At 70.9% G+C, this 17,387-nt stretch carries 17 protein-coding genes; 11 read left to right on the top strand and 6 right to left on the bottom strand.

What is annotated here, in order from left to right:
* Positions 1-46: 46 nt before the first annotated feature.
* A complete protein-coding gene (locus tag BM085_RS39165) occupies positions 47-1,159 on the bottom strand; it encodes an ADP-ribosylglycohydrolase family protein (RefSeq protein WP_093891823.1) in 1,113 nt (370 codons plus the stop codon).
* A 606-nt stretch (positions 1,160-1,765) separates the two neighbouring features.
* On the opposite strand from BM085_RS39165, the gene BM085_RS39160 reads away from it, so the two are divergent.
* The 7 genes from BM085_RS39160 (at position 1,766) to BM085_RS39130 (ending at position 8,844) form a co-directional block, all read left to right on the top strand.
* Entirely contained in the window at positions 1,766-2,818 is a 1,053-nt protein-coding gene (locus BM085_RS39160) for an ABC transporter substrate-binding protein (protein WP_093891822.1), read from the top strand.
* On the top strand, positions 2,815-3,837 hold the full coding sequence (locus tag BM085_RS39155) for an ABC transporter permease (protein ID WP_093891821.1): 1,023 nt from the start codon (positions 2,815-2,817) through the stop codon (positions 3,835-3,837). Before BM085_RS39160 ends, BM085_RS39155 begins: the two co-directional genes overlap by 4 nt.
* Complete coding sequence (locus tag BM085_RS39150; RefSeq protein ID WP_093891838.1) at positions 3,834-4,547, top strand: ABC transporter ATP-binding protein; 714 nt, start codon at positions 3,834-3,836, stop codon at positions 4,545-4,547. The genes BM085_RS39155 and BM085_RS39150 overlap by 4 nt, the downstream gene beginning before the upstream one ends.
* A 119-nt stretch (positions 4,548-4,666) precedes the next feature.
* Complete coding sequence (locus BM085_RS39145) at positions 4,667-5,797, top strand: ABC transporter substrate-binding protein (protein WP_093891820.1); 1,131 nt, start codon at positions 4,667-4,669, stop codon at positions 5,795-5,797.
* On the top strand, positions 5,797-6,804 hold the full coding sequence (locus BM085_RS39140; protein WP_093891819.1) for an LLM class flavin-dependent oxidoreductase: 1,008 nt from the start codon (positions 5,797-5,799) through the stop codon (positions 6,802-6,804). Before BM085_RS39145 ends, BM085_RS39140 begins: the two co-directional genes overlap by 1 nt.
* Positions 6,794-7,945 (top strand): LLM class flavin-dependent oxidoreductase, encoded by a 1,152-nt coding sequence (locus tag BM085_RS39135; protein WP_093891818.1) that lies wholly within the window; start codon positions 6,794-6,796, stop codon positions 7,943-7,945. The genes BM085_RS39140 and BM085_RS39135 overlap by 11 nt, the downstream gene beginning before the upstream one ends.
* Complete coding sequence (locus BM085_RS39130; protein ID WP_093891817.1) at positions 7,942-8,844, top strand: aliphatic sulfonate ABC transporter substrate-binding protein; 903 nt, start codon at positions 7,942-7,944, stop codon at positions 8,842-8,844. Before BM085_RS39135 ends, BM085_RS39130 begins: the two co-directional genes overlap by 4 nt.
* 104 nt (positions 8,845-8,948) lie before the next feature.
* On the opposite strand, the gene BM085_RS39125 is transcribed toward BM085_RS39130, so the two are convergent.
* Together BM085_RS39125 and BM085_RS39120 are read right to left on the bottom strand one after the other, a co-directional pair.
* Entirely contained in the window at positions 8,949-9,710 is a 762-nt protein-coding gene (locus BM085_RS39125; protein ID WP_093891816.1) for a hypothetical protein, read from the bottom strand.
* Positions 9,711-9,818: 108 nt separating this feature from the next.
* Positions 9,819-10,622: a helix-turn-helix domain-containing protein gene (locus BM085_RS39120; RefSeq protein WP_386444472.1), complete on the bottom strand. Its 804-nt coding sequence runs from the start codon at positions 10,620-10,622 to the stop codon at positions 9,819-9,821.
* Between the two features lie 336 nt (positions 10,623-10,958).
* Between BM085_RS39120 and BM085_RS43880 the strand changes: the two genes are divergently transcribed.
* Positions 10,959-11,192 carry a hypothetical protein gene (locus BM085_RS43880; protein ID WP_143121272.1) on the top strand — a complete coding sequence of 78 codons (234 nt, stop codon included), beginning with the start codon at positions 10,959-10,961 and terminating at the stop codon, positions 11,190-11,192.
* On the top strand, positions 11,189-11,581 hold the full coding sequence (locus BM085_RS39115) for a hypothetical protein (RefSeq protein WP_093891815.1): 393 nt from the start codon (positions 11,189-11,191) through the stop codon (positions 11,579-11,581). The genes BM085_RS43880 and BM085_RS39115 overlap by 4 nt, the downstream gene beginning before the upstream one ends.
* Before the next feature lie 42 nt (positions 11,582-11,623).
* On the opposite strand, the gene secA2 is transcribed toward BM085_RS39115, so the two are convergent.
* A complete protein-coding gene (gene secA2, locus BM085_RS39110) occupies positions 11,624-13,837 on the bottom strand; it encodes an accessory Sec system translocase SecA2 (protein ID WP_093891814.1) in 2,214 nt (737 codons plus the stop codon).
* Positions 13,838-14,104: 267 nt separating this feature from the next.
* On the opposite strand from secA2, the gene BM085_RS39105 reads away from it, so the two are divergent.
* Positions 14,105-14,896 carry a class II aldolase/adducin family protein gene (locus tag BM085_RS39105; RefSeq protein WP_093891813.1) on the top strand — a complete coding sequence of 264 codons (792 nt, stop codon included), beginning with the start codon at positions 14,105-14,107 and terminating at the stop codon, positions 14,894-14,896.
* Positions 14,897-15,154: 258 nt separating this feature from the next.
* On the opposite strand, the gene BM085_RS39100 is transcribed toward BM085_RS39105, so the two are convergent.
* Positions 15,155-15,502: a hypothetical protein gene (locus tag BM085_RS39100; protein WP_093891812.1), complete on the bottom strand. Its 348-nt coding sequence runs from the start codon at positions 15,500-15,502 to the stop codon at positions 15,155-15,157.
* A 200-nt stretch (positions 15,503-15,702) separates the two neighbouring features.
* Entirely contained in the window at positions 15,703-16,593 is an 891-nt protein-coding gene (locus tag BM085_RS39095) for an EamA family transporter (RefSeq protein ID WP_093891811.1), read from the bottom strand.
* Between the two features lie 402 nt (positions 16,594-16,995).
* Between BM085_RS39095 and BM085_RS39090 the strand changes: the two genes are divergently transcribed.
* Positions 16,996-17,358, top strand: coding sequence for a VOC family protein (locus tag BM085_RS39090; protein ID WP_093891837.1), 363 nt, complete (start codon positions 16,996-16,998; stop codon positions 17,356-17,358).
* Positions 17,359-17,387: the final 29 nt, after the last annotated feature.

The raw sequence follows: 17,387 nt of genomic DNA, 5'->3' as shown, positions 1-17,387 counted from the left end.
CACGATGACGGTCCGGTGATGTCGATCACGTCCGGTGTGCCGCGATTCAGGCTCCGGGGTACTTCGTGAGCCAGTCGCCGGTGGCCTCGTGGCCGCCGGCGGACTGGGCCGCGAAGTCGTCGGCGAGTTCGGTGATGGCGTCACGGCCTTCGAGATGGACGAGCCAGTCGCCGGGGAGTGCGGTCTCGCCGTGGAGGGCGCCCAGGAGGTTGCCGCAGACGGCGCCGGTGGAGTCGCTGTCACCGGAGTGGTTGACCGCGAGCAGCAATGCCTGCCGGACGTCATGGGGTCCGGGGTTGACCAGGGCGCAGTAGACCGCGATCGCGAGCGCCTCCTCGGCGATCCACGCCCCGCCGAGCGACTCGACCCTCTCCGGGCTCGGGGCGCCTTCCGCCGCGAGTGACACGGCGGCGCGCAGCGCCCGGGTGGTCTCCTCATGGGAGGGATAGGCCGACAGCAGGTCCATCGCCCTCCGTACGGCCTGCGCGAGCGGCGCGCTGTCCGTCGCGGAGCCGTCCGCGGCGAGGTCGTTCATCAGGAAGTGGACGATGGCGGCGAAGGCGCCCGCGGCGAGGTAGCCGGTGGGGTGGCCGTGGGTGACCTGGGCGCACTCGGCGGCCAGCTCGAACGCGTGCCGGGCACTCCGCGCGCGGAATCCGAAGGGGGCCGAGCGCATGACCGTTCCGCAGCCCTTGGAGCCGGGGTTGACCGGTCCCGGCTCACCGAACGGCGCGGGAGCGGCGGCCTCTCTGTGGCGCAGGCCTGACAGGCAGGCGTTGCCGGGGGCCCGCTGGGAGTAGAGCCACCTCTGCTCGCGGAGCCGGCCGGTGCGGACCCCGCCGTCCGCGGCCGGCGGGGAGGAGTGCTGCTGGGTGTCCAGCCAGCGCAGGTAGGCCCGCCGTACGGCGGTGACGTCCGCTCCGCGGATCAGCCCCTCCACGGTGAACAGCGTCATCTGGGTGTCATCGGTGATCAGACCGACCCTGCCGCGCCGGTCGGGGGCCGGCTCGGTCAGGCCCGCGGAGCCGTACTGCCTGCGGATCCCGCCGAGCGATTCGAACTCGACGGGGGCGCCGAGCGCGTCGCCGAGCGCGCCGCCCAGGAGGCAACCTCTCACCCGGCTGCGGTACTCCGGCAGGTCATCGATGGGGCGGCGCATGATCAACTCCTTGGGCCTCCGCCGGCTGCCAACAGGTAACGGGAAGCTCCGGTGGCGGCCTCGGGAGGTATGACGAGAGGGCTGCGGTCCAGGCTAATACGGCATCTTCTGGTGCGTATGCGGTATTTCTCCGCTCGGCTGCTGTCGCCCCCGGGATGTTCCCGTCCTCGATTGCCGTCGATCCCGGGGCGCTTCCAGGCTCGACGCCCGTTGCGCCCCCAAGGTGCCCCGGAGCCTGGTGGTCGCCGTGGTCGCCACCCCGAGGGAGTCCGTGGAGGGCGTCTCCGCGTGTCATCATGCGGACCGGGACTTGACTTAGATTAAACCTACCTGAAATATAGGAAATATGCCGTATGTCCCCCTGACCCTCCGCCGGGTCGTCGACTTCATGCGCCTGGACAGCAGTCTCTGTCCGTAAGGGCGCTCCGTCTTCCACGTTGAGCCTCCGCCCCGCTTCCGCACGTCTTCCCACGTCCGCACACGTTTTTCGGATGTGTCCTGAACATCACCTGGATGTCTCCCGGACGTCCTCCGCACGCCCTCACCGCGTCACCACGCCGGGCGTGCGCGCATCTCCGTTCTCAGATCTGTAAGGGGCCAATCATCATGTGGACATCTCGTCGACGGACACGCGTCGCGGTCGCGGTCGCGGTCGCGGCGCTCTCGGTCGCGGCGCTCACCGCCGCCTGCGGAGGCGCCGGCACCGGCAAGACGACGGCAGCGGCGGCAGCGGGAGCGGAGAGCGGGGGCGGCGGAGCCGTACTCAAGATCAAGGATCCGGGGAACGCGGGGCCGCTGGCGGTGGCGAAGAAGGAGGGGATCCTCGAGAAACGGCTGGCCGAGATCGGGGCGAAGGTCGAGTGGGGCGGATCGTACGCCTCGTTCACCGCCACGATCGACGCGGTCCGCTCCGGGTCGATCAACGTGCTGGAGGGGGCCATCTCGCCCGTCCTCGGCTACCTCGCCAACAGCGAGGACATCAAGATCTTCGCCTTCACCGACCCGGTGACCGACCCGGCCGCGCCGCAGACCGACGGGCTCGTCGTCAGACCCGACAGCCCGGTCAAGAGCGTCAAGGACCTGGTCGGCAGGCAGGTCGCGGTCAACAAGGGCGGGCGCGGGGAGTATCTGCTGCTGCTGGCCCTGCAGGAGGCGGGAGTCCCCGCCGACCAGGTCAAGCGGGTATACCTCAATCCCGACCAGGGCGCCTCGGCCTTCGCCACCGGCAAGGTGGACGCCTGGTGGGCGATCGTCCGGGCCTATCCGGAGGCGGTGGCCAAGGGGGCGAGGGTCCTCGTGCACGGCCGGGACCTGCCGGACAAGGACCTCAACATGCAGGCCGCCCGGGTGGAACTGCTGAAGGAACACCCCGAGGTGGTCCGCGTCTACCTCAAGGTCCTGCGGGAGCTCACCGCCGAGGCCAGGCAGAACCCGGAGAGGTTCCAGAACGTCTTCCTCGACCAGGGACCGACCGCCGTCTCCGGGCCGCGGCTGGCCGAGGAGGTCGCCAAGGCCAGGTACGCCGCCGTGCCGCGCTTCGCCACCGCCGCCGACGGCGCGTTCGTGACCGACGTGGCCGGGATCTTCCAGAAGTACGGCGTGCTGCCGGGCACGGTGAACCCCGGCGACGTCATCTTCGACCTGAAGCCGGCGGCATGACGCTCGAAGGGGTCGCCCAGGCTCCCCCCACGCCAACGGAAGGACCGGCCGCCGCGTCCCCAGCCGCCGCATCATCAGCCGCCGCACCTCCGATCGCCGGGTCCCCGGCTGTCACGTCATCAGCCGCCGCACCTCCGATCGCCACCTCCCCGGCCATCACGTCATCGGCTACCGCGTCCCCGATCGCCACGTCCCCAGCCGCCACGCCGCCCGGGGATCTCGAACCGCCTCGCTACCTGGGCTCGCCCCGCCGCCGCCCCGCCGTCTCCACCGCCGTCAGGGGCGCGGTCCCGCTGCTGCTGGTCACCGCCTGGTGGTACGGCACGGGCAGCGGGGCCATCTCCCCGGACGTCCTCGCCGGGCCCGGCGCCGTCCTCGGCGCGCTGGGCGAGCTGGTCGCCACCGGGCAGCTCGGCGACTACCTGCTGGCCTCGGCCCGGCGGGCGGGGCTCGGCGTCCTCGCCGGTGGCGGCATAGGACTGCTGCTCGGCGTGGTCGCGGGGCTGTCGGCCCTCGGCGAGGAGCTGATCGACCCGACCATGCAGATGAAGCGGGCCGTGCCGTTCCTGGCGCTGGTCCCGCTGTTCATCTCCTGGTTCGGCGTCGAGGAGACGTTCAAGGTGGTGCTGATCGCGGTCGCCGCGGTCGGCCCGATGTACGCCTACTCCTATCTCGGCGTCCGCGGCGCGGACCGCAAGACCGTCGAGGCCGCCCGGGGGTTCGGGCTCACCGGCCCCCGGCTGGTCCTCGGGGTCGTCATCCCGACCGCGCTGCCGAACATCCTCATGGCCCTGCGCATCTGCCTGTCGGTCTCGCTCACCGGCCTGATCGCCGCCGAGCAGATCGGCGCCACCGAGGGGATCGGCTACCTCGTCACCCTCGCCCAGCAGTACTACCGCAGTGACTACATGGTCCTGTGCATCCTGATCTACGCGGTGCTCGGCCTGCTGATCGACCTGGCCATCCGGGGCGTGGAGCGGCTGGCCATGCCGTGGCGCGGGCACGTGGCGGCCCGATGAGCGCGCCTGCGAGCAGTGCCGTCAGCATCAGGGGACTACGCAAGGCGTTCGGCCCCAAGACCGTCCTGGACGGGATCGACCTGGAGATCCGACGCGGGGAGTTCTTCGTCCTGCTCGGGCCGAGCGGCACCGGCAAGACCACCCTGCTGCGCATTCTCGCCGGTCTCGAACTGCCCGACGAGGGGACCGTCCTGGCGCCGCGCCGCCGTACGACCGTCTACCAGGAACCCCGCCTGGTCCAGGCCCGGAGGGTGCTGGCCAACGTCACCCTCGGACTGCCCCGCTCGGCCCGCGAGGCGGGGCGCGGCGCGCTGGCCGAGGTCGGTCTCGAAGGGTACGGCGGAGCGTGGCCGGCCACACTCTCCGGCGGGGAGGCTCAGCGGGTCGCCCTGGCCAGGGCACTGGTCCGGGACCCGGAACTGCTCCTGCTCGACGAGCCGTTCGCCGCGCTCGACGCGCTGACCCGGCTGCAGATGCAGGAGCTGGTCGCCGAGCTGTGCGAGCGGCACCGGCCCGCCGTCGTGCTGGTCACGCACGACGTGGACGAGGCCGTACGGCTGGCCGACCGGGTCGCGGTCCTGCGGGAGGGCTTCTTCGCCGTGGAGCAGCCGATCGACCTGCCGCATCCCCGCGACCGCAACGATCCCGCCTTCATCGCCCACCGGCGCCTGTTCCTGTCCCACCTCGGCGTCGCCGCCGCCTCGCACTGAAGCACCGATTCACCGAAGTACCGATTCACCGATTCATCGAAGCGTTCCCGAGCACCGAGACGCTCCCGAAGCACCGAAGCACCAACCCGAAGCACCGACCCGAAGTACAGAGGAGTCACGTGTCAACGATCGACAAGATCTGGTTCACCCGCTGCCCGGTGCCCACCGCCAGCGGCCTGGCCTACCACCTGGGCTGGCTCAATGAGGAGTTCGGCGAGGTCGGGGTCCTGCAGGACGCCGGCCCGGAGCTGGCCGAGCACCACTTCGACCACCGGCTCCTCGGGCTGTTCCGCGAGGGCGGGAACGTTCCCGCGCTGGCCGCGCGTTCGGAAGGGGCGAAGACCCGGCTGATCGGGCTGACCTGGATCGAGGAGTGGCAGTCCATCCTGGTCCGCCCGGAGTCGGGCATCACCGGCGCGGCGGGGCTGCGCGGCGCGCGGATCGCGCTGCCGGGCTGGGCGGAGACCCGGGCGCGGAGCTTCCCCCGCGCGATGGCCCTGCACGGGGTCAAGGGGGCGCTGTCGGCGGCCGGGCTCACCTTCGACGACGTGACGTTCGTCGAGGTGGAGCAGCCGGCGTCCGACGTCGGGCGGGACGGGGCCGGTCGGGCCGGGTCCTGGCCGGGGCTCAGGGAGCTGGCGGCCGGCGAGGTCGACGCGGTCTACGTGAAGGGCGCGCACTCGGCCGAGCAGGCCAGGGAGATCGGCGCCGTGGTCGCGGTGGACCTGGACGCGCATCCGGACCCCCGTACCCGCGTCAACAACGGCACCCCACGGCCGATCACCGTGCACGAGGACCTCCTCGCCGACCACCCGGACCTGGTGGTGAGCTTCCTGACGCAGACCCTGCGCGCGGCCGACTGGGCGGCGGGCAACATGGAGGCGGTGCGGGGCTTCCTGGAGGCGGAGACCCGCTCCGGCGCCCGGGGCGTGGCCACCGCCTACCGGGGCGACTTCCACCGGGGCCTCCACCCGGACCTGTCGCCGGAACGGCTGGACCTGCTGAAGGTCCAGAAGGACTTCCTCCTGGTGCACGGCTTCCTCGCGGCGGACGTCGACGTCGACGGCTGGGCGGCGCACGAGCCGCTGGCCGAGGCCCGTGAACGGCTGGCGCGGCAGTCCGGCGAGCCCGCGTACCCCCCGGGAGACGAGCCCGCCCACCTCCCGGGAGAGGCGCCGGCCGGGCTCCCGGGCGAGCGCGGCCACGGGTCCTCGGCCGCGGTTCCGGAACGGGACGGGGCGGCGGTCTGATGGCCAGGTTCCTGATCACGCTGCCGGGCCGGGCGGACGGCGGGCGCGGCGCGCGGCCGGCCTTTCCGGACTCCGTCACCGACCTCCGGCAGGCCTTCGGCCCGTTCGACCATCTGGCCCAGGTCGGCAGGGCCGCGGAGATCGCGGGCTTCCACGGGGCGCTGGCCCCCTTCGATCCCGAGGGGGACGAGTCCCTGGTCGTGGCGGCGGGGCTGCTCCGGCAGAGCCGCCGGCTCCGGACGGTGGCCGGGTTCCACCCCGGCATCGCCACCCCCGTCTACGCGGCCAAGGTCTCGGCCTCCCTGCAGCGCTTCTCGGGCGACCGGCTCGACTGGCGGCTCGCCGTCGACCTCGACCCGGCGGTGGCGCGGGCGCAGGGCGACTTCCTGGAGGGACCGGACCGCTACGCGCGGGCCGAGGAGTTCCTCACCGTCGCCAAGGGGGTCTGGTCCGAGGAGGACTACACCTACGAGGGGCGGTTCTACCAGGTGCTGGCGGGCGGGTTCCAGTCGCCGCTGGCCGGGCGGGCCTTCCCCAGGGTCCACCTGTCGGGGACCTCGAAGGAGGCCCTCGAACTGTCCGCCCGCCACGCCGACGTGCACGTCTTCGATCCCGAGGACGACATCGAGGCCGCGAGTCCGCCCGGGGTCGCGTACGGCCTGCGGCTCCCGGTCCTCGCCAGGGACGACGACGACGAGGCGTGGGAGGCGGCCCGCCGCCTGTGGACGCGCGGCGGACGGACGGCGGAGAGCCTGCCGGATCCCGACCCGCGGACCCGGCTGTGGCGGGGCTTCCGGCCCTCCGGTTCTCCGGGGGCGCTCCCCGGCGCCTCCCTCCGGAACGGGCTGGTGGGGTCGTTCGAGACCGTCGCGGCGGGGATCCGGGACTACATCGACCGGGGTGTCGGCGTCTTCTTCCTTGAGGCCACGCCGTACATCGAGGAGACCTACCGCCTGGGCGAGCGGCTGCTGCCGCTGCTGACGAAGGAGGGCGTCCGTGTCCGTTGACATCTACTGGCGCGTCGGGACGCACGGCGACCAGCCGTCGCTCCGCAGGAGGGTCGTCAGCCGGGGGGAGTGGGCGCCGGTGGTGCCGGGCAGCCTGGCTCCCGGCGTCCGCGACGGCGAGCGTGACGACTACAGCTACGTCGAGCACATGGGGGACGTCGCGCGGGCCTCGGAGATCTCCGGGTTCGTCGGGGGGCTGCTGCCCTCCTTCCCCAACACCGACGACCCGTGGGCGACGGCGGCGACCCTGGCCAGGGAGACCACGACCTACCGGTTCATGATCGCTTTTCAGCCGGGGTTCCTCCACCCGGTGCAGGCCGCGCGCATGTCGGCCAGCCTGCAGCGGGCCACCGGCGGGCGGCTCGTCTACAACATCATCTCCGGCGGCGGCGGGCCCGACCAGCTCTGGTGGGGCGACAAGGTCGAGCACGACGACCGCTACGCGCGCACCTCGGAGTTCCTCGACGTGCTCAGGGGCGTCTGGAACGGCGGGCCGTTCGACTTCGACGGGCGCTTCTACAAGGTCGAGGGCGCGGGGCTGCCGGAGGGGCTGGCGGGGCAGCCGTTCCCGGAGATCTACTTCTCCGGCTCCTCCAGGGCCGCCATCGACGCGGCCGGGCGGCACGCGGACTACTACCTGTCCTGGCTGGAGCCGTTCCACGCGCTGACCGAGAAGTTCGACCAGGTCAGGGCCAACAGCGACCGCACACCCAAGTTCGCCGTCCGCATCGACGTGCTCGCCCGGGAGACCGAGGAGGAGGCCTGGGACGAGATCCGCCGGGGCTGGGACAACATCGATCCCACCGTGCTCCGCGGCGCCACGGGCGACTCCATCGGCTGGCAGCGCAGCCAGTCGTTCGTCACCGGGGCCGTCAACGGCTACCGCGACCTGGAGGTCACGCCCAACGTGTGGGGCGGCTTCCACCTGCTGCGCGGCGGGCCGGCGTTCGGCCTGGTCGGCAGCTACGGGCAGGTCGCCGAGCGGCTGGACGAGCTGATCAACCTCGGCGTCGGAGCCTTCATCCTCGCGGGCGTGCCCCATCTGGAAGAGGCCTACCGGGTCGGCGAGAACGTGCTGCCGCTGCTGCGCGGCCACGACCTCCGTATTGATTCCCCACTGTTGGAAGGAACCCCATCATGAGCGTTCGAGTCGGATATTTCCCCCACAACAACTCCCTCTGGGTGCTGCGCCACCGCGGCATCCTGGAGCGCGCGATCCCCGACGTGGAGTGGGTGGACCTGCGCACCCTCCCGGCCGGTGACAGGCCCGCGCCGACCGACGGGCTGCCCTCGCTCCACGGCGACCACCTGTTCGACGGCGGCTACGACTTCATCGGCACCGGCTCCACGCCGCCGGTCACCGCCCAGGGCAAGGGGCACGACGTCGTCTACGTCGCGGTCTCCGGCTCCCGGCACGAGAACGGCAGGCTGGTCGTGCTGGAGGACTCGCCGATCACCTCTCTTGAGGACCTGAAGGGCAAGAGGGTCGCGCTCGGGCACGGCTCCTGGCAGACCACGCTGCTGCTGTTCGCCCTCGACAAGGTGGGCCTGGGCTGGCAGGACATCGTGCCCGTCGACGCCGGCACCGACGCGGGGGCGCTGCTCCTCAACGGCGAGGTGGACGCGTGGGTCGGCTCCTACCCGTCGCTCAGCAAGGTGGAGGAGCAGACGTCCGTCCGCGAGCTGGTCGCCACCGACGGGCTGTTCAGCCACCGCTCGCTCTGGTTCACCCGGCGTGACTTCGCCGAGAGTCAGCCCGAGCAGCTCGCCGCGATCGTCGCCGCCCTCCAGGAGTCCGACGCCTGGATCCAGGAGAACTACCGCGAGGCGGCCGAGCTGTTCGCGGCCGACGACGGCGGCGACGTCGACCACTGGGAGAACGCCCTGCGCAAGCGACCCTTCGGGCTGCACCCGGTCACCGAGGAGTTCGTCGCCGAGCAGCAGCGCGCCGCCGACCTCTTCCACGCCGGCGGCCTCATCGACCGGAAGATCACGGTCGCCGACGCCGTCGACCCGGAGCTCGCCAAACTGATCGGCTGACGGCGGTACGAGCACCCCGCTCGTGTATCGCCCCGGTCGGACGGGCCGCAGGGGGGGCGGGGAACGTTTCCCGCCCCCTCGGCGACCTGCGGCGGCGCGGCGGCTCACGGCTTGGCCGACGGGCGGCCGGCCACGAAGTTCTGGAAGCCGATCTTCACCCGTTCGATCGGGTCCCGGATCCGCTTCTCCCGCCACTCGGCCCGGCGCAGTCTCCGCGAGCCCGGTCTGTAGCGCCGCCGCGCCCAGGGGGAGCCGGGACGGGCCAGCCGGACCGCGCCGATCAGGGCCAGCGGGGTGATGTAGATCCCGAGCAGCCCGGTCCAGATCTTCCCCTTGGCCAGGCTGATGAGCGACAGCAGCGTGTTCGCGCCGACGATCAGGGCGATCTCGGTGTGGGAGACGACCTGGCCGTCCGCGCCGGGGTTGAGCGCGAGGCCGAGCTCCAGAGGGCTGGCGCCGAGCAGGGCCAGGCCGCACAGCGCGACGGCGACGAACACGGCGTCCACCGATATACGGCCCTGCTGGGTCCAGTAGACGTCGTCGAGGTGGAGCACCAGCGCGAACTCGTCCAGCACGAGCGAGGTCCCGACACCGAACAGCGCGGCGAGCAATCCCGCCGAGACCGAGGTGTTGTCCTCCACCGACAGCCCGCTGATCCCGCCCACGCACATGAAGACCAGGCCGAACACGACATGGTGGATGTGCATGCCGCCGGGGGCCACGTTCCCCGGCCACCATCTCACCTGGGCCCGGATCAGGCGCACGCTGATCCGGATGAACAGGAACGTGGCGATGAAGGAGACGAAGAAGCAGAACAGCCGGAGTTTCCCGGCCGCCACGATCTCCGTCGAGAACCATGCCCCCACGGCGCCCCCGCAGTCGCGAAAAGGGGGACTCCGGGCAGGCTATCAACCGGCGTGACGCGCCGACCGAGGCATACCGCCCGCCGCCCGTTGCACCAGCGGCCGGGCCCTCTAATCGGGGTGGTGCTGGTGCTGCAGGTAGGCGGCGGTCTCGGGGTTCGCCGGGAAGTAGGCCTCGATGGCCAGCTCGGCGACGGTGATGTCCAGCGGGGTGCCGAAGGTGGCCATCGTGCTGAAGAAGGCGAGCTCCCGGTAGCCGCGGCGCAGCCGCAGGGGGATCACTATGTCCCCGGGGCCGGGCCGCTCTATCTCGGGCTCCGGCTGGTCGCAGGGGTATTCGTCGAGCTCGCGCCAGAGCGAGGCCAGGTCGGGGTCGGCGGTGAGGCTGATCTGACGGCGCAGCCGGTGCAGCAGGTGGGCGCGCCACTCACCCAGGTTGATGATCCGCTGGGCCATCCCGCGGGGGTGCAGGCTCAGCCGGAGCACGTTGACCGGCGGGACGAGCAGCTCCGGCGCGACGCCGCGCAGCAGCACGCCGGTGGCGGCGTTGCGGTCCACCAGGTTCCAGCGCTGGTCCACCACTACCGCGGGGTACGGCTCGTGCCCGCTCAGCACCTGGCCGAGCGCCTCCCTGACCGACGACATCTGCGGCGAGTTGAGCGGTGTCTCGGCGTAGACCGGTGCGAATCCGCCGGCGAGCAGGAGGTGGTTGCGCTCGCGGAGCGGGAGGTCCAGCTCCTCGGCGAGGCGCAGGATCATGTCCCGGCTCGGCTTGGACCGGCCGGTCTCCACGAAGCTCAGATGCCGGGTGGAGATGTCGGTCTGGATGGCGAGATCCATCTGGCTCATCCGCCGGCGTTCCCGCCACTGGCGCAGAAGCTCGCCGACCGGCCGGGACGTGCTGGTGGAGGTCACAAAGCACACCATAACCGGCACGGGTTGGTAAAACCATTACCGTCCACGTAATGAAGGGCGTGACGTCCCCGCATCTCAAATCTTTGCGGCAAATGCAAGCCTTTAGTGCAAAAATCCTGACATTTTTGGATGATCTGTCGTTTGAGGGCAGCAAATGCGAAGCGCGAAGTGGTGGGGTGCGGCAGCCTTCCGGGGTCGGCGGGAGTCGAGCTGTCGTTCGGCGCCTGAACGCTCCCGACGTGTCGCACAGGGACTTATCCACCTGTAACACAGCAGATCTTCAGGTATTTGTCCAGTTCGCTGGACGCGCTCCGACCAGTACGCTAGCTTCCGTGGGTGCTTCAGACATACTCAGAAATCCGCGATCGGATCTACGAGCTCGCACGTCGGCATGCTCTGCGCCCCGACTGGATCGATGCGGGTCGAACAACGCGATCTCTTCTGCTCTACGACTCGGATCAGGTGGTGGTAGCCCGCTCCCGGGTTCCCGTACGCCATATGGACCCGGACCTGCTCGCAGCCCTCGCCCATGATTTGGAAGACGTGTTCGGGAAAGGATGGATGGAATGACCGGCACACCCCTGCAGCTCACGATGAGGGCCATACGCAAGGCCGACTATTGGATCGCACTCCCGGTGGACGCTCCCATCGCAGGTGGCGTCTCCGGTGACACCCTGCCGGAACTGTATGAAGAAGTCGAGGCGGCCAAGCACTTCATCCTCGACGCGCCTTCCGAGGCGGAGATCATCGTGGCCTATCTGTACGAAGTGGCCGGTGTATCTCCCACGGTGCTCGACACTTACCGCGAACTGCGCACTCAGCGCGATCAGGTGGCCGCCCGACTCGGTGAGACCGCCAGGGAAGCCGTGGCCGCCCTCCGGGCAGCAGGTGTCTCGGTCCGAGACAGCGCGGCCCTGCTCGAGCTGTCGAAATCTCGTATAGATCAGCTGAGCGCGTGAGAGGGGGCCGTTCCGGCCTCGGCGTCCGCCCGGTCGCCGGGGTCAGCGGCGGCGGCGGACCTTGGTGGTCAGGCGGTTGAGGATGCGCTCCCACTCGGTGCCGAAGGGGTTGTCCTGGACGAGGTAGGTCCAGGTGGCGGTGGGGCGTTTGAGGCCCGCGCCGTCGAGGTCGAGGCCCTCTGAGGTGATGGAGGCGCTGTCGAAGGTGGCGACCGAGCGAGACTCGATCTCGGCCAGCATGCGCTCGTAGGCGGGCTTGGCCTCCTTGTTGAACTCCTCGATCGGGCTGAGGCGGCCCAGGGCGCGCAGGTGGATGCCCTCGCGGAGCTCGCCCAGGAAGGCCAGGTGGTCGGCCCAGCAGCGGTCGAGATGGAACAGGACGATCTGCCGGGCGGCCTCCTGCAGCACCTCCTCGCCGACGGCCTCCCGCAGCTCGGACCACCGCTCGGGAGCGGCTCCGGACAGCGCGTCACCGGCCGACTCGCCGCGCAGGACCTTCTCGCGGAGGGCGAGGACCAGGCTCCGGTGGTGTTCGAGGAGGCGGGTGTAGCGCCAGGTGTTGCGGTGGATCTCCATGTTGACGCCCTCGGCGACGCGCTGGGCGTGGCCCACCAGCTCGCGGTCGGGCACGCCCTTGGCGTACTCGTCGGCCACGTAGTGGGTGATCAGCTCGTCCTCGCCGCTCACGAAGAAGATCGAGCCGCCGGGGTCGCCCTGGCGGCCCGCGCGGCCGCGGAGCTGGTCGTCCAGACGGCTGCTGGTGTGCCTTCCGGAGCCGATGACGTAAAGCCCGCCGAGCTCGTCCACGCCGTCTCCGAGGCGGATGTCGGTGCCGCGCCCGGCCATCTGCGTGGAGACCGTGATCGCGCCGCGCTCGCCGGCCCTGGCGATGATCGACGCCTCCTCGGCGTCGTTCTTGGCGTTGAGGACCACGCACTCCAGGCCGCGCCCGCTCAACGTCAGGGAGAGCCGCTCGGACTCGGCCACGTCCAGGGTGCCGATCAGGATCGGCCGCCCGGTCGCGTGCACCTCGACGATCTCGTCGACCAGCGCGTGGTCCTTCTCCATCGCGTATTCGAAGAGCCGATCGGGCGCGTCGGTCCGGACGCACGGCCGGTTGGACGGGACCACGGCCACCTTGAGGTCGTAGAACTCGCGGAGCTGGTCCCCGACCGCGACCGCCGTGCCGGTCATGCCGCACTTCTCGGGATAGCGGGTGATCAGGCCCTGGACGGTGATCGAGTCGAGGATCTCGCCGGTCTCCGAGGCGGGCAGCGTCTCCTTGGCCTCGACCGCGGCCTGCAGCCCGTCCGGCCAGCGCTGCAGCAGGGCCACCCGGCCCCGGGAGGGGTTGATCAGGTGGACCTTGCCCTCGCGGACGATGTAGTCGACGTCCTTGGTCAGCAGGGCGTGGGCGTGCAGGGCGAGGTTGACCTCGGTCAGCGTGGTGGCGTTGTCGTAGAGCTCCAGGCCCAGCGCCTGCTCGACGGTGTCGATGCCCTTGGTGGTCAGGTGGACGTTGCGCGCCTGGTCGTCGAGCTCGTAGTGGTAGCCCTTGACCAGCTGGCGGACCAGCGCGGCCATCTCCGGCACGGCGTCGCCCGGGTCGGCGGCCCCGGCCAGCACCAGCGGCACCCTGGCCTCGTCCACCAGCACCGAGTCGGCCTCGTCCACCAGCGCCACGCTCGGCTCGGGCACGACCAGGTCGGCCACGTCGGTGCGGGTCCGGTCGCGGAGCACGTCGAAGCCGATCTCGCTGACCGACCCGTACGTCACGTCCTTGGCGTAGGCGGCCCGGCGCTCCTCGGGGGTGGAGGTCTCCGCGATCCAGCCGACCGAGACGCCCAGCGATTCGTACAGCGGGCCCATCCACTCGGCGTCGCGCTGCGCCAGGTAGTCGTTGACCGAGATCACGTGCACCCGCTTGCCCTGCAGGGCGTATCCGGCCGCGGCCATGGCGCCGGACAGGGTCTTGCCCTCGCCGGTGGCCATCTCCGCGACGTTCCCCGACAGCATGGCGAGCATGCCCACGAGCTGCACGTCGTACGGCCGCAGGCCCAGCGTGCGGCGCGCGGCCTCCCGCACGATCGCGCAGAACTCGGCCAGGTCGTCCACCGAGGGCTCCGGAAGCTCGGCGAGCTCCCTGATCCGCTCCTCCCGCTCCCCGGCGGACGCCACGGTCCGCTCGAACGGCGCCAGATCGATGGAACCGGGACGCTCCAGGAAACGCCTGAAGAGCTGAGTTATCGAGGCCACGTTCCCTCCAACGCCCGTTTCCGGGCACACGTTCCCGCTGTCGCATCACCGTACCGACCAAACGGATCATCCGTCCTGCGGGGACCGCGGGGCAATGCCGGTGGCGGGGCCGGCCCGGCCCCGGTGAACGGGATTCGGTCCGGTGTGGACATGGGCGGGCGGCGCGGGACAGGCTGGGTCCGTGGCCTTCCCTGACCACCGACACGAGATCTACCCAACGGGCCACCGCCCGCCCGCAGACCTCGACCCTTCCGCACTGGAGGCACGATGAGCCTGTCCGACCTGCAGCCGATCCCCACCGACCAGCTCGTCTTCCGGCTGCCGCAGAAGTTCGACAGCGTGGAGGAGGAGCGCCGCCACCGCCAGGAGCGCCTGGTGGCCGCGCTGCGGCTGTTCGGCCGGTTCGGCTTCGAGGAGGGGGTGGCCGGGCACATCACCGCCCGCGACCCCGAGCACACCGACCACTTCTGGGTGAACCCGTTCGGCATGTCGTTCAAGCAGATCCGGGTCAGCGACCTCATCCTCGTCAACCATGAGGGCCAGGTCGTCGAGGGGCGCTACCACGTCAACCAGGCGGCGTTCGCCATCCACGCGATGGTCCACCAGGCCAGGCCGGACGCGGTCGCCGCCGCGCACAGCCACTCGGTGTACGGCAAGGCGCTGTCGTCGCTGGGCACGCTCCTCGAACCGCTGACCCAGGACGCCTGCGCGTTCTACGAGGATCACGGGCTGTTCGACGACTACACCGGCGTGGTCGTGGAGACGGAGGAGGGGCGCCGCATCGCCCGGGCGCTCGGCTCCTCCAAGGCGGTCATCCTGCGCAACCACGGCCTGCTGACGGTCGGCGACACCGTGGACGCCGCCGCCTGGTGGTTCATCACGATGGAGCGCTCCTGCCAGGCCCAGCTCCTGGCCAAGGCCGCCGGTCCGACGGTGCCGATCGACCACGAGAACGCCAAGCTCACCCACGGCCAGATCGGCAACGACCTGGTCGGCTGGATCAACTTCCAGCCCCTCCACGACCAGATCACCGCCGCCGAGCCCGACATGTTCGGCTGACCCGCGCCCGGCCTGTCCCGCCACGGCCCCCGGACCTGTCCCGTCACGGCCCCCCGGGGCCTGTTCCGCCGCAGACCCCCTGACCCGCGCCTGGCCTGTCCCGTCACGGCCCCCGGGCCTGTCCCGCCGTAGACCCCCGGGCCTGCGGCGCCGCAGACCCCGGCCTGCCGCGCCGCAGACCCCGGCCTGCCGCGCCACAGGCCCGGGGCCGGGACCCCGGGCCTTTCTCCGGTGGACTTTCCGGAGGGCAGCGGCGATTCAGCCGCTCTTCTCGCAGAACTGGACGTGGCCGGCGTTGTATCCGTCCACCCAGCCCTTTCTGTCCCAGTCCGCCGACGCGTCGTAGGAGAAATCCTTCCCCTTGCCGCAGTCTTCGCCGGCGTCCTTGTAGCCCTTCCGGTAGGCCTTCCGGTAAGCCTCCGGCTTGTCGCCGGATTCCGGGCCCATGGTCGGATCCGCCCCCGCCGTCGGGCTGTGCGGGACGTGCGTCCCGGTCGCCCGCACGGGGGCCGGTGCGGCCGAGGCCGGGGAGATCGTGGCCGCTCCGAGGGCGGAGGCGGCGAGAAGGGCCGAGCCGATCAGCGTCAGGCGCCGCTTGCTGTCCATGGCGTCTCCTCTCTGCCGGACCGCCGGGCGGAGACCGTCCGGCGGTCCGCGTTTCTATGGCCACGATATGAGTAGAATTATCGGGAAAAAAGTAGTTATTTGCTTATTGTCTTATTCTTGAGAGAAGTGTGGGCGGACGGTTTTTCCCTTCTTTTTGGTTTATTTCTCTGCGGTAAGGAAACCCGTAAAAGGCGCCGTCCTCACATGGTGACCGGCTCCACGGTCGCGCGCCTCTCGCCGAAGGTGAGCAGGCCGACGGCGGAGAGCAGCAGGACCGCGCCCGCGACGGCCTGCGGGGTGAGCCGCTCGCCGAGGAGGAGCACCCCGATGATCGCCGCGCCGACCGGCTCCACAAGGGAGATCACCGACGCCGTCGTGGCCCGCACCGCGGCGAGACCCGTGAAGAAGAGGCCGTAGGCCAGGGCGGTCGGAACCGCGCCGAGATAGACGATGAGCGCCGAGGAGGCGAGCAGGTCGCCCTGCGGCAGCAGCCCCTGGGCCGTCGCGAGGGGGAGCAGGCAGAGGCCTCCGACGACGAAGCCGCCCATGGCGGTGGCGTAGGGGCCGTCGGTGGAGGCCCGGTTGAGCAGGGTGACGCCCGCGTAGCCGGCCGCCGAGAGCAGCGCCCAGCCGATGCCGGCCGCCGAGAAGGTGGCCGACCCGCCGTCCAGGGTCAGCAGGGCCAGTCCGGCCAGCGCGGTCACGACCGCGCCCAGCCCGGCCAGGCCGAGCCGCTCGCCCAGCAGCAGACGCGCGCCGGCGGCCACGAGGACCGGTGTCGCGCCTATCGTGACCACGGTCGCCACGGCCAGGCCGGATTCGGCGATCGCCGCGAAGTAGGCCGTCTGGTAGACGGCCATCGCCACGCCCGTGATCACGGTCCGTCCCAGACCGCCGGTGCGTCCGAGGCCGAAGACCCGGGAGGCCAGCAGGAGCATCACCGCGCCGGCGGCGAAGCGCCAGAACGAGACGGCGACGGGGCCGAGGCCGCCCGTCTGGTAGAGCAGTGCGCCGGCGGCGCCGCCGGTGCCCCAGGCGGTCGCCGCGATCGATACGTACAGCAGGCCCCGCCGTACGGAGACATGCGTCATGGAGATCTCTCCAGATGAAGTGGTTGTCGTCAGGCCGCGCGTATGCGGGCGCCAACCACCCACCGGATCGCCCGGATCCGGCTGTCAGGAGAGAGGGCCGCCCGCTATCGGGCGGCGGGCGGGGACATGATGAGCGTCGTCACGGGGCAACCCTAACGACAGGACCGGCACGCGGGCCAGTGGTTATCCGGCGCCCCGCCCGCACCCGCGACGACGGCGGGCGGCCTTTCCGGCGGCCCGTCCGATGTCCGCCGATAAATCTGCCGGCACCTGATCCGATGTCCGTTGACCAACCCGGTGTCGGCCCGTCCGATGTCCGCCGGCCAACCCGGTGTCACCTGATCCGATATCCGTCGATGAACCTGACATCACCTGACAGGTATGGGCGTGATGATGGGCTCCATGACAACGAAAGCACAGCTCATCGCCGTGACCATCGACTGCGCCGAGCCCAAGCGGCTCGCCGAGTTCTACGCGACCGTCCTCGGCTACGAGGTCCAGTACGCCGAGGACACCTACGCCGGCATCGGCGACGGCACGACGAGCATCTACTTCCAGCAGAACCTGGACCGCAAGCCGGCCGCCTGGCCTGGCGCGGACAAGCAGTTCCACCTCGACGTCCGGGTCCCCGACCTGGACAAGGCGGTCCAGGACTACCTGGAACTCGGAGCCACCAAGCCCGACTTCCAGCCCGGTGAGGGGGGCTGGGTCGTGCTCGCCGACCCCGAGGGGCACCTCTTCTGCGTCTGCCCGCCCCGCGACTAGGGCATATCCCGTAGATCTTGAATGCGGAA

The sequence above is a fragment of the Streptosporangium canum genome, from assembly GCF_900113865.1.
GTDB classification, from domain to species: Bacteria; Actinomycetota; Actinomycetes; order Streptosporangiales; family Streptosporangiaceae; genus Streptosporangium; species Streptosporangium canum.
This window is presented reverse-complemented; position numbering and strand designations above follow the sequence as displayed.